At 38.7% G+C, this 20481-nt stretch carries 16 protein-coding genes, 1 other RNA gene and 1 pseudogene; 5 read left to right on the top strand and 13 right to left on the bottom strand.

Annotated features, from left to right (window positions below; genetic code table 11):
* Positions 1–269: 269 nt before the first annotated feature.
* The 8 genes and pseudogenes from AABJ51_RS13470 to AABJ51_RS13435 all read right to left on the bottom strand — a co-directional run bounded on the left by AABJ51_RS13470 (position 270) and on the right by AABJ51_RS13435 (position 12210).
* Positions 270–1823, bottom strand: a complete 1554-nt coding sequence (locus AABJ51_RS13470; protein ID WP_338372917.1) for a glycosyltransferase family 39 protein — start codon at positions 1821–1823, stop codon at positions 270–272.
* Between the two features lie 135 nt (positions 1824–1958).
* Positions 1959–2981, bottom strand: a complete 1023-nt coding sequence (gene ruvB / locus AABJ51_RS13465; RefSeq protein WP_035331801.1) for a Holliday junction branch migration DNA helicase RuvB — start codon at positions 2979–2981, stop codon at positions 1959–1961.
* Between the two features lie 35 nt (positions 2982–3016).
* Positions 3017–5260, bottom strand: a complete 2244-nt coding sequence (locus AABJ51_RS13460; RefSeq protein ID WP_338372916.1) for a RelA/SpoT family protein — start codon at positions 5258–5260, stop codon at positions 3017–3019.
* 913 nt (positions 5261–6173) lie between these two features.
* Positions 6174–7421 (bottom strand): annotated as a pseudogene (locus tag AABJ51_RS19430) (lytic transglycosylase domain-containing protein); the annotation flags it as partial.
* Positions 7422–7460: 39 nt separating this feature from the next.
* Positions 7461–8177 carry a DUF5683 domain-containing protein gene (locus AABJ51_RS13450; protein ID WP_051290727.1) on the bottom strand — a complete coding sequence of 239 codons (717 nt, stop codon included), beginning with the start codon at positions 8175–8177 and terminating at the stop codon, positions 7461–7463.
* A 31-nt stretch (positions 8178–8208) separates the two neighbouring features.
* Positions 8209–9117: a ParB/RepB/Spo0J family partition protein gene (locus tag AABJ51_RS13445; RefSeq protein ID WP_026626641.1), complete on the bottom strand. Its 909-nt coding sequence runs from the start codon at positions 9115–9117 to the stop codon at positions 8209–8211.
* A gap of 193 nt (positions 9118–9310) precedes the next feature.
* Positions 9311–10075, bottom strand: coding sequence for a ParA family protein (locus AABJ51_RS13440; RefSeq protein ID WP_026626642.1), 765 nt, complete (start codon positions 10073–10075; stop codon positions 9311–9313).
* Positions 10076–10305: 230 nt separating this feature from the next.
* Positions 10306–12210, bottom strand: a complete 1905-nt coding sequence (locus AABJ51_RS13435) for a TlpA family protein disulfide reductase (protein ID WP_338372914.1) — start codon at positions 12208–12210, stop codon at positions 10306–10308.
* A gap of 99 nt (positions 12211–12309) precedes the next feature.
* Here AABJ51_RS13435 and AABJ51_RS13430 point away from each other — a divergent pair, with 99 nt between their 5' ends.
* Positions 12310–12855, top strand: a complete 546-nt coding sequence (locus tag AABJ51_RS13430; RefSeq protein ID WP_338372913.1) for a methylated-DNA--[protein]-cysteine S-methyltransferase — start codon at positions 12310–12312, stop codon at positions 12853–12855.
* 5 nt (positions 12856–12860) lie between these two features.
* Here AABJ51_RS13430 and AABJ51_RS13425 read toward each other — a convergent pair whose 3' ends face one another.
* The 5 genes from AABJ51_RS13425 to AABJ51_RS13405 form a co-directional block, all read right to left on the bottom strand.
* Positions 12861–13715 (bottom strand): alpha/beta hydrolase, encoded by an 855-nt coding sequence (locus tag AABJ51_RS13425; protein WP_338372912.1) that lies wholly within the window; start codon positions 13713–13715, stop codon positions 12861–12863.
* A 4-nt stretch (positions 13716–13719) separates the two neighbouring features.
* Entirely contained in the window at positions 13720–14562 is an 843-nt protein-coding gene (locus AABJ51_RS13420) for an alpha/beta hydrolase (protein ID WP_026626646.1), read from the bottom strand.
* Between the two features lie 2 nt (positions 14563–14564).
* Positions 14565–14987, bottom strand: a complete 423-nt coding sequence (gene ybeY, locus AABJ51_RS13415) for an rRNA maturation RNase YbeY (RefSeq protein ID WP_134437303.1) — start codon at positions 14985–14987, stop codon at positions 14565–14567.
* A 345-nt stretch (positions 14988–15332) separates the two neighbouring features.
* Positions 15333–16565, bottom strand: coding sequence for a spore maturation protein (locus AABJ51_RS13410; RefSeq protein WP_338372911.1), 1233 nt, complete (start codon positions 16563–16565; stop codon positions 15333–15335).
* Positions 16566–16569: 4 nt separating this feature from the next.
* Entirely contained in the window at positions 16570–16908 is a 339-nt protein-coding gene (locus AABJ51_RS13405) for a hypothetical protein (RefSeq protein ID WP_338372910.1), read from the bottom strand.
* A 181-nt stretch (positions 16909–17089) separates the two neighbouring features.
* Between AABJ51_RS13405 and rnpB the strand changes: the two genes are divergently transcribed.
* The 4 genes from rnpB (at position 17090) to rpoN (ending at position 20470) form a co-directional block, all read left to right on the top strand.
* Positions 17090–17455: RNase P RNA component class A (gene rnpB / locus AABJ51_RS13400), an RNA gene on the top strand.
* Positions 17456–17481: 26 nt separating this feature from the next.
* On the top strand, positions 17482–17679 hold the full coding sequence (xseB, locus tag AABJ51_RS13395; RefSeq protein WP_026626649.1) for an exodeoxyribonuclease VII small subunit: 198 nt from the start codon (positions 17482–17484) through the stop codon (positions 17677–17679).
* An 88-nt stretch (positions 17680–17767) separates the two neighbouring features.
* Positions 17768–18430, top strand: a complete 663-nt coding sequence (locus AABJ51_RS13390) for a 2-C-methyl-D-erythritol 4-phosphate cytidylyltransferase (protein WP_338372909.1) — start codon at positions 17768–17770, stop codon at positions 18428–18430.
* A 582-nt stretch (positions 18431–19012) separates the two neighbouring features.
* Positions 19013–20470: an RNA polymerase factor sigma-54 gene (rpoN, locus tag AABJ51_RS13385; protein ID WP_134437302.1), complete on the top strand. Its 1458-nt coding sequence runs from the start codon at positions 19013–19015 to the stop codon at positions 20468–20470.
* Positions 20471–20481: the final 11 nt, after the last annotated feature.

The following is a 20481-nucleotide window of genomic DNA, read 5'->3' as shown; positions in this document are numbered from 1 at the left end:
CTTTTCAGACCTTTAACATCCAAAAGGTAACAAACGTTACACAAAAATATACATTTTTTATTTGTATTCTTTTTCTTACCAGAGCAAACGCTCAAAAATTGTTAGACGGCTTCTGAGGCACTGCAGGTGCAAAAAATCTTTCGCCCGATATTCTATCTTATTTCGGGCAAATAACTATTTGCTCCTACCGTCAATAATCCAACCTTATAAATAAAGAATACCCATAAACCAATCAAAGAACTTTCTCCTATAGATAAAAATCTTGGAATCTATTCTTTTCTCCGGAGTTGGTACACCACATGTCCTTTGAAGTTGGCTCTGTCTACAATCTCAAAATATTGGCTTACTTCGATTGAATCGGCGGTAACATTCATAAAAGAATCGTCTTTGTCTACATTTTTGATTATTAATGCGTTTTTATAAGATGGGTCGACTTCTTTAAAATCAAAAATAGGGATGCAGTTAAAGTTTTTCAGGTATTGTTTGTAGTATTTCTTAGTCAGACGTATTCTTTGATAGTGCTTATGGTCAGGATATAGTAAATTTCCGAAAGCTATAGCAAAACTTCGTGTGTCGGAGTATAAGAATACAGTATTACTATCTACCCGCTGTTCGGCAAAATGGATAATATTATTCTGAACCCATTGATCCCGGTCATTTGTTTCTTTTTGAAGCATAAACCTGTTTACCGATAGAAAACCCAGGATCACGAAAAATAAAGAAACGATGACTTTATTTATTGTCTTGTCATAATTAAGTAATGATAAATGGATTGCGATAAATAAGATAAATAAAGCCATCAGAGGGTTCATGTAACGTGTTACAAAGACTGGCTTCACGGCAAATGAATACACAATCACAGATGATATAACCAGGATGAAAACGGCGAAAATAAGTTTTCCGAAGATACTTTTAGGGATTTTCTCTTTATGTGAACCCTGTGAACTATCTACAACTGTATAACAAACTATCGACAAAAGGATAGCAGTTAAAATCAGTTCGATTGCAAATGTTTTTAAAGGCGTTCCTGTCCCTACCAAGTCTAATTCTGTAGAGAAAGGGTAGTAAATGTAAATCACGAGATCTTTTAATCTCGATTGATTTATCCAGTATTCATCGCTCACCTGACCCATTTGAGCCGGAATATGGATTAACCATGGCAAATAGCCGACTATAAAAAGAATACCTATTCCTAAAAATTGAAGTGATTTATCTCTTTTGTATATAAAAAGAACTGTGAATAGTATGGCATAAATATAAAAAACTGCCATCAAAGCGTAATAATGGGTATATGCTGCAGCTAAAGAAAATAAGGTAAGTTTTATTAGATTGAATTTCGAAAAGTTATTAAAACTTCGGTATGAGTATATTGCACTTCCTAAAACAAACAACATAGCTAGTGAATACATCCTTATTTCGGAGGCTATGTATTGGGTTACGGGTAGTAGGATGAAGATGGAGAGAAATAAAACTGCGGTTTTATCGCCAAAATCCTTTCTGATCAGAGTGCATCCTATAATCAGGCATCCTATAACCGGCAGGCATGAAAATATACGGAGAGCGACAACCGACTGTCCGGCAAAGTATGTATATACTTTGAGCAAAGCATAATAAAGAGGAGGGTGAACATCATTTGCCGTGATATACCATAGTTGTGAAAAAGAATGCCTGACCAGATTGATTGTATATGCCTCGTCGTACCAGAACGCCGTGTAAAAGCAGTGGTACAATAAATAAAAAGAGCCTATAATCAATAGGCTGAATAGTATAATAGTATTCCGTGATTTGTCCGTAAAATATCCCATATCAGTAAAAGAAAGCATTTAATGATATATTTTTAGTTTATCAATAATCTCAGGTTGTTATACTTGCCAAAGTAATAAATTGGTCTGAGACCTTGCTTAAATTTATTCGGTAAAACCGGTTCTCTATGACCGTAACAGAGGGTTTGATCCTTTTTAAAACAGATACCCCTGTTCGGTTTCTTTATGACGTCCGAGGTGCTTGTATGCAAGTTCGGTTACTTCCCGCCCTCTTGGAGTTCGTTTCATAAATCCTTCTTTTATGAGGAATGGTTCATATACCTCCTCTATTGTGCCCCCATCTTCACCCAAAGCTGTGGCAATGGTAGAGATACCTACAGGACCTCCTTTGAATTTATCGATAATGATCAGCAATATTTTATTGTCGATTTCATCGAGTCCATATTTATCGATATTCAGAGCTTCAAGTGCATAGGTCGCTATTTCTTTGTCGATGCTTCCTGATCCTTTAACCTGTGCAAAATCACGTACTCTCCGTAACAAAGCATTCGCTATACGGGGAGTTCCACGGCTTCTTAATGCAATTTCATGTGCTGCATTGCTTTTGCAGGGAACATCGAGAATATCTGCGGATCGAACTATAATATTGGTCAGCGTATTCATGTCATAATACTCCAAGTGCATATTGATACCGAAACGGGCTCTCAACGGGCTTGTCAGTAAGCCGCTTCGGGTAGTTGCCCCTATCAGGGTAAAGGGATTCAGTTCGATCTGTACCGAACGGGCACTCGGTCCCTTATCTATCATTATATCGATGCGGTAATCTTCCATGGCACTGTACAGGTATTCTTCAACAATGGGTGAAAGACGGTGTATTTCATCGATAAAAAGAACATCATTAGGCTCCAGAGATGTGAGCAATCCGGCTAGATCACCGGGTTTATCGAGTACAGGGCCTGAGGTAATTTTAAAACCTACCCCCAATTCATTGGCTATAATATTCGACAGGGTTGTTTTTCCCAATCCCGGAGGTCCATGCAATAAAGTATGGTCGAGAGACTCGCCACGCATACGTGCAGCAGTGACAAATACTTTGAGGTTTTCTACCACCTTGTCTTGTCCGCTGAAGCTCGAAAAAGTAAGAGGGCGGAGTGCGTTTTCAAATTCACGCTCCGTTCCGTTCAGTTTTTCGTTATGCATATTGAAATTTTCGCTCATATCCATTAATTCGATTATAAAAAGGTCTACTGCCTTTAACTAAGCCTGTTTACCGATTGTACACCTTCTATCTTAAGAATCAGTGAACATAGTTTTTGTACATCTGCTACACTATGTACAAAAAGGCTTACTTTACCTTCAAAGATACCATCATTCGATTCGATATTCAAATTTTTTATATTTACCGAGTCCGTGATGATCACCTTGGTTATATCGTTCAGCATTCCTACCCGGTCTATCCCTCTGATAACTATTGTCGATAGAAACGAGTACTGCGCATAATTACCCCACTCAAGATTCAAAATCTTATTACCAAAACTAGCTTTTAGTTTAAGACCTACAGGACAATTTACATTGTGTACCTGTATTTCGTTGTTATCACCGATAAAACCGAATACTTTATCTCCAGGAATAGGATTACAGCATGATGCGAGCCTGAAATTTTTCTGAAAAGAATCTTCCTGAAGTATATAGGTCTTCTTCTTGTCGATGGTATTCAGATCATCTGTATCTGAAATAGTTGCTGTTTCGGTTTCTTTCTTCTTGGTTCTGAAAGCCTGACGGACATATCTCATCAGGAAGTTGCTATTGGCCGTATCTTTGGTGTCTTTGAACAAAAGAGCCGGTTTTGCCGGCAAAACAATCGTTTTATTACCCACAGCGAAGAACAGGTCTTCTTTCTTTGCAACCTTATAATAGTCCAGCATTTTATCGATTGTAGGAGTTGGGATATCTTCGACACCCAAGAAACCTCTTAATCTTATTTCACCTTGTTTCGCTATCTCTTTTTTCTGCTTTTTCAGAGATGTCTCAAGTTTAGCTCTTGCTTTTCCGCTTGTAACAAATCCCAGCCATTCGGGTTGAGGGGTTTGTGACTTTGATGTCAGAATTTCGACCTGATCACCGCTGTTTAACTTATGGCTCAATGGTACAAGCTTGTGATTTACCTTCGCCCCGATACATTTATCTCCGATATTGGAGTGAAGTTCATAGGCAAAATCGAGAGCAGTTGCTCCCTGAGCCATTGTCTTGAGATCTCCTTTGGGAGTAAACACGAATATCTCTTGCGAAAATAAGTTCAGTTTGATTGTATCAAGGAAGTCAATTGCGTTCGGATTTGGATTTTCGAGTATCTCTTTTATGGTTTTCAGCCATTTGTCGAGTTCTGTATCTTCTTCGACTTTTCCCTCTTTGTATTTCCAGTGCGCAGCGAATCCCTTTTCGGCGATATCATCCATTCTTCGGCTTCGGATCTGTATTTCGACCCATTCGCCATCAGGGCCCATAACCGTGAGATGTAGAGCCTGATATCCATTCGATTTCGGACGGCTTACCCAATCCCTGATTCTGTCGGGGCGGAGCTTATAAATATCCGTAATGATCGAATAAATATCCCAGCATCGCTTCTTTTCATCTAATCCAGGTTCGGATTCGAAGATAACACGTACCGCAAAAATATCATAGATTTCTTCGAACGGAACGGCCTTTGTCTTCATCTTATTCCAAATAGAATAGACCGACTTATCTCTCGCCTTTATTTCGTATTTGAAGCCTTGTTCATCGAGTCTTTTCTTTACAGGCTCGGCAAAGTGTTCGAATATATCACGGCGGATGTAGCTCGATTTGTCGAGCTTTTCTATAATATCGTTGTATTCTTCGGGATTTTCGTATTTAAAACTCAGTTCTTCGAGTTCAGTTTTTATGGCAAAAAGCCCCAGCCTGTGTGCCAGAGGGGCATATATATACATTGTTTCTCCTGCAATCTTATGGCGTTTTGCCGGAGCCATCGAACCCAAGGTTCTCATATTGTGAAGACGGTCGGCTATTTTAACCAGAATCACTCGGATGTCATCGGACATCGTTAGCAGTAGTTTACGGAAATTCTCGGCTTGCGAAGAAACCTGATCTCCGAACATACCACTCGAAATTTTCGTCAGTCCATCGACAATTTCAGCGATTTTATCGCCAAAAAGTTTCTTGATATCATCTACCGTGTAGTCTGTGTCTTCTACAACATCATGGAGGAGAGCCGCGCATATAGATGTTGACCCGAGGCCTATTTCGTTACAAACAATACGGGCTACCGCTATAGGATGCATGATATACGGCTCACCCGACCTGCGGCGTGCGCCTTTATGTGCTTCGCGGGCTATATGAAAAGCTTTCGTTATCAGTTCGACTTTTCGTCTGTGATTGGATTTGATATAATCCTCGATAAGAGCGTCAAACTCTTTATCGATCATCATTTCTTCCTCTTTGTTCTTATCGTTGTTGTCCATAAAGTAAGGTCTCAGACCTATTTATTATTTTTGTGTATACAACAGCAACAACTTATTATCATCAGACATTGTTGCATTAGATCTTTTTTATTTGCCAAGATAAGGACAAAATCCTTTATCTGGGTATTTTTAATTTCTGTCCGATACTTAAATTATCTGATTTTAAGTTATTGGCCTTTCGTATGCTGCTTGCTGTCGTTTTGCCTCCGTAGCGGGATGCGATATGCCCCAGTGTATCGCCTTTCTTGACTACATATATCATTGGGACTTTAACTTTAGGAGCCGATTTTTTCGGTTCGGGAGTTTGTGATGTCTTCGATGATTCTTTTCCGTCTATTTTCTTCATTGCCACCGGAGATATTGATGCTACCGCCTGACTGGCTGTTTCGTTTTCAGCTGATTTTTTTGCTTCTGCCATCACTTCTTCTACCGCTTCGGCATTAATTGAAGGTACATTTTCTTCTATGTCTTCTTCTTTTGCTTTTTGTGGTAGATGAATAACGAGTCTTTGTCCGACTTTAGGAACCGATTTCTTCAGTTTATTCCACTGAGTGATATCATCTTTATCTACGCTGTATTTAGATGCTATCTGGGTTAATGTTTCTCCGATACGTACTTTGTGGTATATTGTCTGAGGACTCTGAAGGTCGTGTATCCTTGGTTGCTTGTTGGCGGTTGGTGTTGCTGCCGTATTGCTGTTATCTTCAGTAGCCGAAGAACCGTTATTGTCCGAAACTTCCTTTTCCTGCATCTTGTTGAAATATTGAGCAAGGAGACTCGATTCGTTTGTTTTACTTCCTATTTCTGCAGATGCTGTATTTGTAGCTGTATTTTCTGTTTGTGTTTGATTTTGTGCAAGTGTAACTTCTTCTGTCGAAGTTTCTTCTTTCTCTTTGCGTGGTGCTATACTGGGATTGCTTACCACTAGATATTGTCCGGCTTTTAATCTGTTTGACCTTAATCCATTCCAACGTTTTATCTGAGTGGTTGATATTCCGTGTTTTCTTGCGATGGATGCGATGTTATCACCACGTCTGACCCTATATCTTGATGCACTTCCTGCAGATGCTGTATAACCGCTGGGTTCTACAACCTTTCGGTGCGATAGAAATTCATTGGTTCTGTATGCATAAACTGAATCTTTCGATACTTCGAAGTCCGCGGCCTTGGCAGAAGGCAGTGTTACGAGATAACGCTTGAATTCTCCCGGAACGATATCTTTTTTATATTGAGGATTCAGATTGCGTACTTCATCAATCGGAACACCTAATACATCTGCCACTTGCTGCAGGTGCAGGTATTTGTCTACAACGATCGTATCCGTCGATCTTGTGTATTTGTATTCGAACGGGCAAATATTATGATCCGAATAGTAGTTCATGACATAGGTTGCTGCAATAAAAGCCGGAACATAACCTCTTGTTTCTCTCGGTAAATAGGGGTATATAGCCCAATAATCGGTTGCTCCTCCGCTTCGTTTAATTGCCTTGTTGACATTTCCGGGGCCGCAGTTATAAGCAGCGATAACGAGATTCCAATCACCATATATATTGAACAGGTCTTTTAAATAACGGGCAGCCGCATCTGTCGATTTCAACGGGTCGCGACGCTCATCTACCAAGCTGTTTACTTCCAGATCGTACATTTTGCCTGTACCTATCATAAATTGCCAGAGACCGGTTGCTCCCGCTCGTGATACAATTGTAGGATTAAGAGCCGATTCTATTATCGGAAGATACTTCAGTTCGAGAGGTAAGCCGTATTTATCGAGTGCTTGTTCGAAAATAGGAAAGTAATAGCTCGATTTGCCTACAAAGTATTCGACACTGTTACGCATCCTTCCGGTATACATGCTGATGTATGATTTTACAATAGGATTGTATGCTAGTTCCATAACTGTGGGCAGACTGTAGAGCCTGTTGATATATATCGAGTCTTCGAATACAACGTCTGTGTCGACATTGGAGTTGCATGTCAATGCAGGAGAAAATTCTTTTCTCCAATCGATAAGAAGCTGATCGAAGTTTCGCTCTATTTCTTCCGGTACTACAAGGTCTTTGTCGGTAATAGTATCCCTGAGAGATACTCCCGTTTTGCGGTTTTGGGCAGTAATAATTAGCGAACTCGAACAAACTAAACTAATAACAATAATTTTTCTCAGCATAAACCTTTGATTTTCCTGTCATTTTCGACAAATGACTTAAAAAGTAAAACTACATTGGATGCCAACTGTTCTTCGGGCAAAAGGATCCTGTTCCATTTTAGGCTCAACTCTCATTGATAAATCCGGAGAAATATCAAAATCAAACAAATGGGCGTCTACGTATGCATCAATCATACAAAGACCATATAGAGCTACGGCTCCGATTATACTTAGGTCGCGGTATCTTCTGTAAGAATCGCGTTTATTTCTGAATCTCGTTTTATACGAGGTTATCTGTGCATCTGTGATATCGGTTACTTTGACATTGCCACTGATAAACGATCCCCAAATAGCAAAGTTAGCATCGCTTCGGGGATATTCGCTCATGATGGCTTTGTATGCCTTTGTGTAATCATTGTAATACCTGCCATTCCACGATATTGCGTAATACAATCCAACGAAACCTCCGTATATGAGCGGTAGTTTCCAGTATTTACGGTTATATATCTGACCCAACCCCGGAAAAATAGCCGAATAAAGTACTGCTTTATTCGGATCAGGTTTGAATGGTTTTAATTCTTTCGTATTCATCGCTTTTTCTGTCGATTTATCGAACGAAAGCTTTGAATCCACCCATGCTACAGTATCATTTTTATTGGTACTTAACGCCTTCTGGGGAGTAGGGGCTATATGTAAAGAATCATTGTCCTGCCCTGAGGCATACAATGATACGAAACATAAAGCAAATATACCAACGATTGTTCTTTTTATCATAGTTATGCTTATGACACGGAAAAATGCGAATTTATCGTTTCAACTGGTCAAATTTAGTAATAATACGCTCAAGATCCTCGTCTGAATTAAAGGCGATCGTAATTTTACCTTTTCCCTTGTCGTTACAAGTGAGCTGGACCCTCGAATCGAAGAATTTTGATAGGTGTTTCTTTAAAACATCGAATTCTTCGGGAGTTGCTTTTTGTATTTTTCCTTTCTTTACAAGATCGACAACTTCTTTTTCCTGAATGATTTCTTCTAAAGTTTCACCTTTGTTGATTGCCCTTACATACTCTTCCACTTTGCGTACCGAAAGATCTTCATTGAGTATATGTTCGTATACTTCTAGCTGTACCTCAGGGTTTTCGATGGTTACCAGAGTACGGGCATGCGCCATATCTATTCTTTTATCTCTGATCGCCATTTGTATTTCCGCCGGTAGTTTCAGCAGTCGTAGGTAATTGGCAATTGTAGTTCGTTTTTTTCCGATTCGTTCGCTTAATCTTTCCTGAGTGAGGTTATAAGTCTCTATCAGGTTTTGATAAGCAAGGGCTATTTCGATTGAGTTTAGATCTTCCCGTTGAATATTTTCGATCAATGCCATTTCCATGACATTTTCGTCTTCGGCTGTTTTTACATAGGCAGGGATTGACTCAACCTGTGCAATCATCGAAGCTCTGTATCTGCGTTCTCCGGCGATGATCTGATAAGTATCATCATCTATTTTACGCAATGTAATAGGCTGTATCACGCCTAACTGTTTGATAGAAACAGCCAGTTCTCGAAGTGCTTCTTCGTCAAAAACACGTCTAGGTTGATCGGGATTAGGTTGAATCTGAGACAATGGAACTTCACTAATAGATGAAGACCCTGAGGTTTTCACTTCATCCATTGTTATAAGAGCATCCAATCCTCTCCCTAAAGCAGGTTTTTTTGCCATAATTCAATTTAACTAAAAGTAATTATTTTTAAGTTATACAGGCTGTTGATTATATTACCTTTTGGGGCAATAAACATGCTGATTTCTTAAAAATAAGTATTAATTGATATTTGATTATATCTATACCGCCACAATGATATTACCGATGTAATCAGATGTTTTGTATCTTTTGTAATTCGGCCTAGCTACAAAGTTACGAATTTTTTTCTATTAGTTCTTTTGCCAGCTGCATGTAGTTTACAGTACCTCGCGATGCGGCATCATATGCGATAACCGGCTGGGCAAAACTTTGTGATTCGCTTAGCTTTACATTGCGTTGTATCACTGTTGTAAATACAAGTTCCTGGAAGTGCTTTTTGACTTCTTCGTAGATCTGGTTAGCTAAACGTAAACGGGCGTCATACATCGTCAGTAAAAATCCTTCGATCTCTAAAGATGGATTAAGCTTGGATTTGATAATTTTGATTGTATTCAGCAGTTTACTGATTCCTTCCAGTGCAAAATACTCGCATTGAACGGGTATTATAACCGAATCTGCCGCTGTAAGCGAATTTACGGTGATCAATCCCAATGATGGAGAGCAGTCTATCAGGATATAGTCGTAATTTTGCTTTATCGGGGCAAGTACAGAGGCAAGTCGTTTTTCGCGGTTTTCGATATTCAGCATTTCCAACTCGGCTCCAACCAAGTTTATGTGAGAGGGGATAATATCCAAACGTTCATATTCAGTAGGAACAATGGCTTTCTCGGCGCTTGCTGCACCGATGAGACATTCGTAAATAGTATTTTTTATATGCTTAATATCCAGTCCTAAACCCGAAGACGCATTTGCCTGAGGGTCTGCATCTACTACTAATACTTTTTTCTCGAGTGTAGCTAAAGACGCAGCTAAGTTGATGGTAGTAGTAGTCTTGCCCACACCACCTTTCTGATTTGCTAAAGCAATTATTTTACCCATAGTAGTTTTATGTTACTCTTTTAAGATTTTATGATTGCAAAGAAACGAATAATTGCTGCACTTCTTAAAATGACGAGGTAAACTCTATGAGAATTGTTGATAACTCGGTCTTTGTGTTGATAAAGTTTGTATCTTTTTGATATATAAATATGTAGTATTCTTTGATCTTATTGCACTAAAAGAAAAAGAGAGCCCTTTTTATGCTTGATCTCTCTTTTCTGTGCTGGAATTTACAGGACTTTCTCCAATTCTTCGAGAATTTTGTTGTTCCCCGGATATCCGGTGGCTTTGAATGCCATTTTTCCCTTTTTATCGAATATCATGTATGTAGGTATTCCATTGAATTTGTATTTTTCAGACAATGCATTCCATTGTTCTTCTTTCAGATAGTAATGTATTCCTCCTATTTCGGGTAACATGCTCATCCATTTGTTTTTTGGAGAAGTTTCTCCGGATACATACAGCGATACTATACCTTTTTCGGTCATTGTTGGTTTTATCGTTTTTATCGTTTTCATCGCTCCAATGCAAGGGCCACACCATGTTGCCCAGATGTCTATAAATACGACTTTTCCCTTATATTTGGAAACAATGGTTTCCAGAACCTTATCTTTTTCTACATCGGGAGTTGATTCAATTTTGAATCCTCCTTTTGATAAGACTTCTTTCTGAAGTTGTTTTGTCTTTTTGAAAATCAAGTCATATACTTCTTTGTAATAGGGGTTGCCTGTTCCGGAGAGAATGCTTTCGTCTTTTGAGCTCAATTCTGCCGGTTCGGATGCTTTAAATATAACAGGGAATACTTCTCTTAAATCTCTCAGCAGTCCTGTTTTACTGCCTGTAATAGTTTCTATGTTTATGGATGGTGGAATAGGACCTGATATATTTGAGAAAGAATATTTGAAATCCTTTGAGTATAGCAGCATCGGATCATTCAAATCGAGTTTCTTCAACGAAATAAGATCCTTCTCGGTTGCTTTTGGCAATTGTATTCCTAACGGTTTGTCCCAATCCATATTATTCTTTACCCGGTAATTAGCTTCATATATCCGGTTCATGAAGCCAATATTGTAAATTACATCATCCTTCAGGTTATTTTTTATAACTTGTTTTATAGCTTGTGGCAAGTCTGCTTTTTCGAGTTTTGCCATTTTTTTATCATAGTCTTTGAATACATAATCTACATATTGCGTGTTATTCATTTCTAAGATTGTCGAATCAGCACGACCCGCAAATACATTTAAGGTATTACTGTATGACTGTAAGGTATCCCTGTATTGTAATATCTGAGTATTTAATTCGTCAAAGCTGCCATTAAATATACAGAAAGGAAGGTCGGGTTGAGGGTGATAGCGGGAAGTGTTTTTCGAAAAAGCCGTTAGATCATAATATATATCAAGATTTTCTCCCGGATTTAGGACTACATTCAGATAGTTGTTGCTAAATGTTATGAATCCTGTTGATGTGGAATATAAATCGACCTCAAAAGTGTATGTCCCGTCAGATTCTTTTTTACCGGCGTATTCATCCATATCCTTGGTGAAGAGGTTGTTGATTTTTAATTCTGGTTCTCCGATTGCGTACCCCTCTTTCAACCCTGTTGGATGAAACGTTATTTTTGAACTTGCTGCTTTAAACACAGGTTCGGGGAGTTTGTATTCTTTATCTATTTTGGTATTTATATTATCCGGCAGTTGCGGCTTATAGGTTTTGTTTTTTCCGGTAAGGTCGATATCCCATATTTTGAAACAATTATCACAATCAGATTCGATAAAATCGATTATTTTAGTTCCTTTAGGCAGGGGAGGAAAGTAGAGAGTAAAGTGGTCCTCGCCACTGTCGGGCATCCAGTGTTTTTTGTTCAATTCAATACTGTCCGATCCGGTAATCGTATACTTCTTGCCATCGGCTTGTATATATGTAGCTGAATCTATCTGTATCCAGTTTCCTGGATAAAAGTATGCATCCATATATAGGATGGTTGCCGAATCAGTTAATACAATTTTGTTGATCTCAACAGTTTTCGTGTTCTGTAATCCATGTGTTGGCTTTTCTATCGTTTTGGGTCTTGGATCCGTACAACGAATAGTGATTAATCCTAATAAAAGAATGAAGAGGAGGTAGTTTTTTTTCATAATCATAGAAGGTTTTGAAGGTTTGATTGTTGAAAAATATTTTCCTAACTTAACAAAATATTTCTGATTATCAATGTATTTCTTATTGAATACTTAAAAATGCTGGAATTGGACAAAAAACAAGTAATAATCACGTCTTCTATTATAATTGAAACTCCGATAGGAGAAATGATCGCATATGCCACCGAGAATGGCATCTGTTTACTCGAATTTACCGACCGAAAGAATATGGAACGGCAGATGCAGGGTCTGTCGACTCTCGCAGAAATAAATCTCACAGACGGAGAAAACAGGCATATACGGCTTTTGAAAGAAGAATTATCCGAATACTTCGCCGGGAAGCTTACAACTTTTTCTGTTGAATTGGATATGTTAGGAACAGACTTTCAGAAAAGAGTATGGTCTCAGTTGTTGTCCATTCCCTATGGGAAAACCATATCGTATATTCAAGAGGCACGATCGATGGGTATAGAGTCGAGTGTGAGGGCAGTTGCGAATGCAAACGGGGCTAATAAGATTGCCATAATAATCCCTTGTCACCGTGTTATAGGGACAAATAAAACCCTCACGGGGTATGCCGGAGGGTTAGTTCGAAAACGTTATCTGTTAGATTTGGAGTCTCCTGAAAAAAGCTTATTCGATTGATGTGCTTATTTTAAATCCTGAAGCCAGTGTTTCAATAATTGGAGCATTTCGGTGTGGTACTTGAAGTTGGGTCTCATGCCCCATCCGTGTCCTCCTTCTGGAAATATGTACATCGTTGCAGGAACATTATTTTGCTTCAGGGCTTCGTAGTACATAATGCTGTTCATCGATGGAACTGCGTTGTCATCGTCACTTAATAACAGTATTGTAGGAGGAGTTAGTTCAGTAATCTGCGTTTCGTTCGAATAAAACATTACATCATTAGCGGAAGGGTTTTCTCCTAACAAATTGCTTTTTGATCCCTGATGAGTATATTCTCCCATTGTTATTACCGGATAAAATAAAATAGAAAAATCGGGGCGGGTATCTTGTCCGTCAAAATGTGTAGAACCTGTTGACGCAAGATGTCCTCCTGCCGAAAATCCAGCTACACCGACTTTAAGGGCAGAAGAGTCTTTTCTCGACAGATTTTTCTTTGCATATCTGATTGCCTGCTGAAGGTCTTCCAAAGGCACGGTTTTATGTTGGTTGGGTAAACGGTATTTAAGAACAACTCCTGTGATACCTAACGATTGAAGCCATTTTGCAAAATCATAACCCTCGTGATCAATAGCCAGACGGCTGTAGCCTCCACCGGGACAAATTACAACTGCAATGTTGCGGTCTATCGCCAAATTGGGTTTGTAAATAAACATCTCGGGTGCACTGACATTCGAAATGCGGTTGTTTTCGTCAACTTCAGTACCTGTAATCCCATTATCTGTAGGCGGATTTTCATTCCATAACTTTACAATTTCTTGTGCATTCATCGTACTTACTACGATAATAGAGAATAAAAACAACAATAATTTTTTCTTCATGATATTATTTTATATAAAGGTCTAACCATGTTTTCAGAATCGAGAGAGATTCTTCGTTATACTTATAATCGGGAAGTAATCCCCAGCCATGCCCTCCTTCCGGAAAGATATGTAAACTGGCTGAAATTCCTTTTTCGTTCAATGCCTGATAATAATTCGTACTATGGAATGTCGGAACCGAAGCATCATCATTTGCGGTAAATATGATTGTTCGGGGAGTATTTTCTGAAACTTGTTTCTCCGGTGAATAATTCGCAATATCTTCTTCCGACGGTGTTAATCCCATCAGGTTATTACGTGTACCTCCTTTGGTTACGGTTTCCATCGTTATTACCGGATAAAATAGGATAGTGAATGCCGGTCTCGGGCATAACTCATTATTGGCATAATAAGTAGAAAGCGTAGCTGCCAGATGTCCTCCTGCCGAGAAACCTGCAACTCCCATCTTAGAAACATCAATGTTCCATTCTTCCGCATGATTACGGACTATTTGCATTGCCTGACAAGCATCATCAAAAGGAACTTCTTTGTGTTGATTGGGCAATCGGTATTTCAATACAATGCCGACTATTCCTTGTGATGCTATCCATTTGGCAAAAGCATGTCCTTCGTACGGCATACTTACGCCGGCATATCCTCCCCCGGGAAAAATAAGTACAGCCGGAGTCGGCAGCTTCGAAAGAGTATGAGGTTTATATATAAAAAGTTCGGCTTTATCGGTTAATCCGTTATTTGTCGGAGGATTGTTTTCCCAGACTTTGAGTTGTATAGGTTCTTCGTTTTGCCCGCAGGCAGTAACTACAGATACAATTAATAACAGAAGAATGAAATAGTTTTTCTTTTTCATAATCAGTAAGATGCAAGTAAGCTTAACGCTTTGTTTTCACATTCGGTCATATGTTCCCTTTCTCCGGGACCCTTATCGTTTATCCCACATAAATGAAGAATACCATGTATGATGATCCGGTTCAATTCATCGTTGAAATCAGTTTTAAACTGTTCCGAATTACTTTTTACTGTGTCGATACTTATAAATATATCTCCTCCGATAATATCATCTTCGGTATAGTCGAATGTGATTATATCGGTAAAATAGTCGTGTTGGAGGTACTCTTTGTTGATTTCGAGTATCTTATCGTCCGAGCAGAATATATAGGAGATGTCGCCTGTTTTCTTTTGATAAGATGCAGCGACTTCTTTAATCCATTTATTGGTGATCCGTTTTTTTAGATGAGGTTCTTTTATGTCCTCTGCCTGATAAGTAATTGCCATATATTTGATTCTTTTAGGATCATAGACCCTTTTGTTATAAACTTTCTTCTTAATTTTCTGTATCCGTGCATTTTTCAAAAAGGTAACAAAAGTTACACCCTTTATGTTCCTTCTTATAAATGCTTCCTTTCTGCTGTTCTTTGGGGTTTGTAAACCTAAGTTCTTGAATGCAGATTACAAATCTAAAGTGATGAAAACTGGTCGTAGGGGCAAATAAATATTTGTCCGTTTGTAGGTCTTCATGACAGCGCAAGTTATTATTTTCATATTGGACAGTCACTTATTCTCTATAGATAAAAAATAAGAAACAAATGGGTCTGTGATCCTAAAAGGATCTAAAATCCATTATCCAAAAAAGATATATGCAACCCATATTGCAGTAATAACACCGATAAGATCGGCTAAAAGAGCATATGGAACAGTATATCGGCTGTTTTTTATATTAACGCAGCCATAATAAACAGCTACAACATAAAACGTAGTATCGGTAGATGCCTGAAATATAGAAGAAAGCCTTCCGGCAAAAGATTCGGGGCCGAAAGTTGCCATTGTCTCCGCCATCATTCCACGTGCGCCGCTTCCGCTTAAAGGCTTCATCAAAGCGGTGGGTAATGCGTCCAGCCATCTGGTATCTCCCCCGAAAAGGGCAACAAAAGACTTTATTCCATCCACGAGAAAGTCCATTGTTCCTGATGCACGAAACATCCCGACAGCTACTAAAATAGCAATTAAATAGGGAATAATGCGTACGGCTGTTGCAAATCCGTCTTTGGCTCCGTCAATAAAAGAATCATATACATTTATTTTCTTTCGGACTCCGCTTAATATAAAGAAGATAATGACTCCGAATAATATGAGGCTGGCTATAACGCTCGATGCCTTTTGTGCTCTTTCGGGACCCATTTCATTGAAAGCCCAGATAACGCCGCCGATTAGAACGGCTACACTGCCGAATGTGCCAAGTATGACTTTGTCGAAAATATTAATCTTTTGCTTGATACAGACAGCCAATACTCCGATCATTGTGGATACAAAAGTAGCAATCATAATCGGGACAAAGACATCCGCAGGATTGCTTGCTCCCATTTGAGCCCTGATCGTCATAACCGATACTGGTATAAGAGTAAGTCCCGAAGCATTCATTACCAGAAACATGATCATGGGGTTGGATGCTTTCGTTTTATCGGGATTTATTTCCTGCAGTTCTTTCATTGCCTGTAGTCCGGCAGGAGTTGCCGCATTGTCAAGTCCCAGTATATTTGCCGATAAATTCATTAATATAGATCCTCCGGCAGGATGATTTTTTGGTATGTCAGGAAAAAGCCTGCTGAAAAGGGGATTTATTGCTCTGGAAAACATTTGAATAACACCTCCTTGTTCGCCTATGCGCATCAATCCCATCCATAAGGTAAGTACACCTGTGAGACCGATAGATATTTCGAAACCTGTTCGTGCTGAAGAAAATGTAGAATTTACGGTAGCATTGAAAGTCTCGAAGTCACCGAAGATAATCAATCGTGATAATGATACTACAAAAGCTATAACGAAAAAAGCAATCCAGATATAATTGAGAACCATGATTTTATTTGCTTTCAGAATTTACAGGAGCAGGAACAGGTGGAACCGGGTATACAGGCCGTATTTCTTTGTGCCACTCTTTTAATATTCCGTTTTCGAATTGAAGAATGTAAAAATCAGACTTTGTGTTTTCGTAGCCGAGTATTTCAACCGATACTCCGTCATCCGTTTTGAATGCACCTACTCGGTGATAGTCATTTCCTAAAGCTTTTATTACCTCTTTTTTAGTCATGTCTAACTCTATTTTTTTCATATTCGAGTCAGCGCTCCACATATTTAGAGTAGAGCTGCACCCTGACAGGATAAAAGAGACCGTGATGAGTAGCAATGCATTTCTGATCATAATAATATATTTTCAAATTATAATAAGCTCAGTTTATTATACTTGCCAAAGTACTAAATAGGTCTGTGACCGTATTTGGTAAAACTATTTACAATATTACATCTTTTTGATGGATAATGAGAACACAAATAAAACAAAAACATGTGATTAAAGACTCAAAATATTACCTTTGCCTTAAATTACAGTCGGGCGGTCTGTCGCTGAGCATTTTCTTCGGAGAATGAAAAGAGGAAAGTCCGGGCAACACAGGGCATCATATTTCCTAACGGGAAGCTGTTCGCGAGGGCAGAGTAAGGTAACAGAAAATAACCGCCCCTATCGGGGTAAGGGTGAAAAGGTGAGGTAAGAGCTCACCGGTCTCCATAGCAATACGGAGAGCCGTACTACTTATGAGTTGCAAGACCATGTATACCGACGCACGTAGGGCTGCCCGCCCGATGTCGGGGGGTAGGTCGCTAGAGCCTGATGGTGACATCAGGTGTAGATAAATGGCAGGCACTCTGTTTTATGCAGAGTACAGAACCCGGCTTATAGCCCGACTGTATTTTTTATTTCTTCACAAAAAGAACAATAATGGCTAAAAGGGAGAAAAGCTATACCGAAGCTTTAAGCGAATTGCAGAATATTCTCGATAAAATCGAGTCGGGAGATCTGGATGTAGACGTTTTGACCGATGAAATCAAAAAAGCATCGGAGTTAATCAAATTGTGTAAAGACAAACTGTATAAAACAGATGCGCAGATTAAAAAAATAATCGACGAAATAGACTAAGGTCTCAGACCTTCCTGCTTTGGTAAGTATAATGGCCAGAGCTTGCTATATCAAAATATATCATTAATATCTTTCTGTTCTTTTAACTATGAATAATGTTATAATAGTTGCCGGAGGTAAGGGTTTAAGAATGGGAGCCGATCAGCCGAAACAGTTTATGGCGATTGGCGGTAAACCTATACTGATGCATACGATAGAAGCTTTTTACTCTTTCGATAAGTCGATACGTATTGTTGTTGCTTTAGCAAAGGATTACCGAGACCATTGGTCGAATCTTTGTAAGGCTTATGGTTTTACGATATATCATGAGGTGGTTGACGGAGGTGAAACCCGTTTTCATTCTGTGAAAAATGCGTTGGAGCTTGTTGGCGATGGTTGGGTGGCTGTACATGATGCCGTTCGTCCTTTTTCGTCTAAGGATTTGTTGAATAGATGCTTTTCTCTGGCAAAAGAGCATAAAGCCGTGATTCCTGTATTGGATGTAACTGATAGTTTACGGGAAATGACCGATGAAATCGATAGTAAAATAGTAGACCGATCTAAATTTAAATTAGTGCAAACCCCTCAGGTATTTGATGCTAATCTGTTGAAAAACGCTTATAATGCTGAGTTCTCTAACCTTTTTACTGATGATGCATCTGTTGTGGAGTCGTTAGGTTATAAAATACATCTTACCGAAGGAGAAAAGACCAATATAAAGATTACAACCCCTTTTGATTTGCAATTGGCAAAGGTTATTTTGACTGAATAAATTTATAATTTATCGGCATGAAAAAATAAGAAAAATTAGAGCCTCAGATGTGTTTCCGGAGGTTCTTTTTTTTGTCTAATACGAAGGGTTTTTTATCTGTTTTCTGATCTTCTTTCGAGTGGATATATTTTCAATATTAAGTTAATATTTGTCTATAATTCATCTTTTATATAACAGTGTTGTTTTGTAATTTTTTGAATTATAATTTTTTAAATGGTGTTTTAAGATGTGAATTAAATATAATAATTTCGATTAATTCTATTGATATATTTTGCAGGTTATGGTTTTTAATCAAATAGGATTTGTCTGTTATTTGTTCGCCGAGATAATGGTGTTTCTGTGAAATTTATTTTGGTTTTCTTTGTCTGTTTTCAGGCTTGGGGTTGTCCGGGATATTTGTTTTGAAGTGTCCTCTTTTATATTACTCATTGTATTCTTGGATAGGATATAAAACTATTTATTATTTTTGTGTATAAGTAACAAACTGTATTCTGCAATATCTTGTAAATATTATATCTGTTACTGATATGCTGGCAAGTTTATAAACAGGTCTGTGACCTTAAATAAAAACAGTTTCGGGGAATGGCTCTTAAGCAACAATTACAACAGAAGCAACAGCAACGTTTGTCACCTCTGCAAATGCAGGTGATAAAGCTAACCGAGTTGCCTAATATAGAACTTGAGGAGCGGATCAAGCAAGAACTGGTCGATAATCCGGCTCTGGATGAAGGACACGACGATTCGGATGATTTTAAGACTGATGATGAGCGTGACGATTTTGATGATTCGGGGGAGATTTCGCAGGAAGATATCGCTTTAGGTGATTATCTGACAGAAGATGATATACCCGATTACAGGCTTACTTCAAACAATTCATCTTCAGTAGCGAGAGAGGATATTCCTTTTTCGTCGGCAGAATCTTTACATGAGTCTCTGGTTGAACAGCTTCATCTCACCGAGTTGACGGGAGACGACGCCAAAATTGCCGAATATATAATCGGAAGTATCGATGAAAACGGATATTTAGACCGTCCTTTGAATGCAATATCCGATGATCTTCTCTTTCAGCAAAATATAGATGTTTCTAACGAAAAACTCCAGTCGATACTCGAAGAGGTTCAGAGCTTTGAGCCTGCCGGCATCGGGGCTCGGGATTTACAGGAATGTCTTTTACTGCAATTGAAACGATTGGATGAAAGCGACGCTGTAGAAAAAGCAATACGTATTCTCAGCCGTCATTTTGATGATTTTACAAAACGTCACTACGATAAGATCAAGCGGGCATTGAATGTAGATGATGACGAGTTGAAACAGGTTATACAAGTTATTGTAAGTCTCAATCCGAAGCCCGGAAACAATTGGGGTGATGCTTTAGCTCAAACGATGAATACGATAATTCCCGATTTTATAGTGGAAGCTTATAATGGAGAATTATTTATGAGCCTTAATAACCGGAATATTCCTGAATTGCGGGTAAACCGCGAATATTCTGAAATGCTTAGGGGGTACTCCGAAAATAAAAAAGGAGTTACTTCAGAAACTAAAAATGCTATCGCTTTTGTCAAACAAAAGCTCGATTCGGCTAAGTGGTTTATCGAGGCGATAAAGCAAAGGCAGGAAACATTGCAACGAACCATGCAGGCTATTGTTGACTTACAGTATGATTTTTTTCTTACGGGGGATGAGTCTAATCTGAGGCCGATGATATTAAAGGATATAGCCGAACTTGCCGGATATGATATTTCGACCGTATCGAGGGTGAGTAATAGTAAATATGTACAAACAAATTTTGGAGTTTATCCATTGAAGTATTTCTTCTCGGAATCAATGCAGACTGAAGCCGGTGATGAAATCTCATCCCGTGAAGTTAAAGCTATTCTCAAAGAATGTATTGAAGGAGAAGATACCAAAAAGCCATTAACCGACGATAAACTAGCCGAAATCTTAAAGGAGAAAGGTTATATTATCGCCCGTAGAACGGTTGCAAAATATCGGGAGCAAATGAATATACCTGTAGCCAGGTTACGGAAAAATTTATAAGGCATTCAGCC

The sequence above is a fragment of the Indolivaga capnocytophagoides genome (assembly GCF_036511535.1).
Lineage (GTDB): Bacteria > Bacteroidota > Bacteroidia > Bacteroidales > Dysgonomonadaceae > Dysgonomonas_A > Dysgonomonas_A capnocytophagoides.
Note: the sequence above shows the minus strand (reverse complement) of the source record. Positions and strands in the feature narration are given on the sequence as shown.